The sequence below is a fragment of the Arthrobacter sp. 2YAF22_2 genome (assembly GCF_052114645.1).
Lineage (GTDB): Bacteria > Actinomycetota > Actinomycetes > Actinomycetales > Micrococcaceae > Arthrobacter.
Genome location: NZ_JBFRFD010000609.1, coordinates 1 through 1897, shown reverse-complemented (window position 1 = coordinate 1897; position 1897 = coordinate 1). Strand labels below are relative to the sequence as shown.

The 1897-nt window shown below is 68.1% G+C and carries 1 protein-coding gene; it reads right to left on the bottom strand.

Translation table 11 applies throughout. The features are described 5' to 3' along the window. On the bottom strand, window positions 1-1897 hold a 1897-nt coding region (locus tag AB4Y86_RS17815; protein ID WP_441403486.1), incomplete at both ends, for an efflux RND transporter permease subunit.

The window sequence follows — 1897 nt, the reverse complement described above, 5'->3', positions numbered from 1 at the left end:
GCAGGGCCAGTCCCAGCTGGCCGAAGGACTCGGACTGTTGCGTGGTGGCTCCGCCGATCTCCGCGGTGACGCCCGGCGGCAGCTGGACCGACTTGAGCCGTGCCTGCACCTCGGTGCTGACTGCGCCGAGGTTGCCGCCCGACGGCGTGACGGAGACTCGTGCGGTCCGCTGGCCGTTGCTGGCCGTGATGGAGACCGGAACGTCCAGCTGTTCCACCGAGGCGATCGAGGACAGCGGAACGGGCCCGCGCGCCGTCGGCAGCGGGAGGGCCCGGACGGCGTCGATGCTGGTGAAGCGGGTGCCTTCGCCGATCCGGACCGGGAAATCAGTGGTGCCGATACGGACGGTACCGCCCGGGACAGGACTGATGGTGGAGGCCAGCACGCCCGCCACCTGCTGCTCGTTCAGGCCGGCCGCGACGGCCTTGGCACGGTCCACTTTGACCTGGACCACGGGCTGGCTCGCCGCCAGGTTGGTGCTGACCTCGGAGGAACCGGGAACGCCGTCCATGGCCTTAACCATGGCGTCGCTGGCGGTCTGGAGGTCGGCGGACGTGGCGGCCTTGAGGGTGATGTCCACGGTCGACGTCGTGCCGAAGCCGCCTTGCTGCGAGCCGACGGTGATCTTGCCGGCGTCGCCGATCTTGGCAAGTTCGCCGCGCACGGTGTCCTGCAGCTTGCCCTGGTCCGTCTTATCGTCGGTGACCACGGTAAAGCTGGAATTCGCTGCCCCGGCGGACAGCAGCGCGGAGAAGCCGGACTGGGCGTTGCCGGTGGTGACCTGGACGTCCTTGATTCCGTCGATGCCGCGCAGCACGTTCTCGACCTTGATGGCGGCGGCACTGCCCTCGGCCAGGCTGGTGCCGGCCGGGAGCGCCTGCTTGACCGTCATGCTGTTCTCGCCGGAGCGGCCCAGGAGGTCGGTGGCGAGCAGCGGGGTCATCGCGGCCGTCCCGCCAAGGACCAGGACGGCAGCGATCAAGGTGATTACGGGGTGCCGCTGGGTCTTGGTGAGGATCGGGAGGTAGCCGCGCTGCAGGAGGCCGCGCTGCTCGGCATCGTGCGCTTTCGCCGCGGTTTCCCGGGCGGAGGCTTCGGAGACGTAAGCGCCGGCCTTGTCCGCCGGTGTCCGCAGGAACCAGTACGCCAGCACCGGGACGATGGTCAGGGACACCAGCAGCGAGGACACCAAAGCGATGGTGACGGTGAGCGCGAAGGGCCGGAACAGCTCGCCGGCCAGCCCGGCCACGAAGGCAATCGGCAGGAAAACCGCCACCGTGGTGAGCGTGGACGCAGTAATCGCGCCGGCGACCTCCCGGATGGCGGTCAGGATGGCGGTGATCTTGGTCTCGCCGTAACTGAGGTGCCGCTTGATGTTCTCAATCACCACGATCGAGTCGTCCACCACGCGGCCGATCGCAATGGTCAGCGCGCCGAGGGTGAGGATGTTCAGCGAGTAGCCGGTCGCGGAGAGTCCGATGAAGGTGATCAGCAGGGACAGCGGGATGGACACCGCCGTGACCAAAGTGGAGCGGACCGAGAGCAGGAACACCAGGATGACGGCGACGGCGAAGCCAAGGCCCAGCAGGCCCTCAGTGGTGAGGTCCTTGATGGACTTCTCGATGAACGGCGCCTGGTCGAACACCGGGGTGAATTTGGCGTTGGAGCCCAGCTCGGCTTCGAGCTGCGGAATGGCATCCTTGACCGCGTGGGAGATGGCCACCGTGTCGCCCTCGGGCTTCTTGGTGACGGACACGGCCAGGGTTTCCTTGCCGTTGGTCCGGGTGATCGAGGTGCGGGCGTCCTCGGCAATGCTGACATCCGCGACGCTGCCGATGGTCGCGGCATTGCGGGCGCCCCCCAGCGGCAGGGACTTCACGGCGTCGAGGGAATCCAC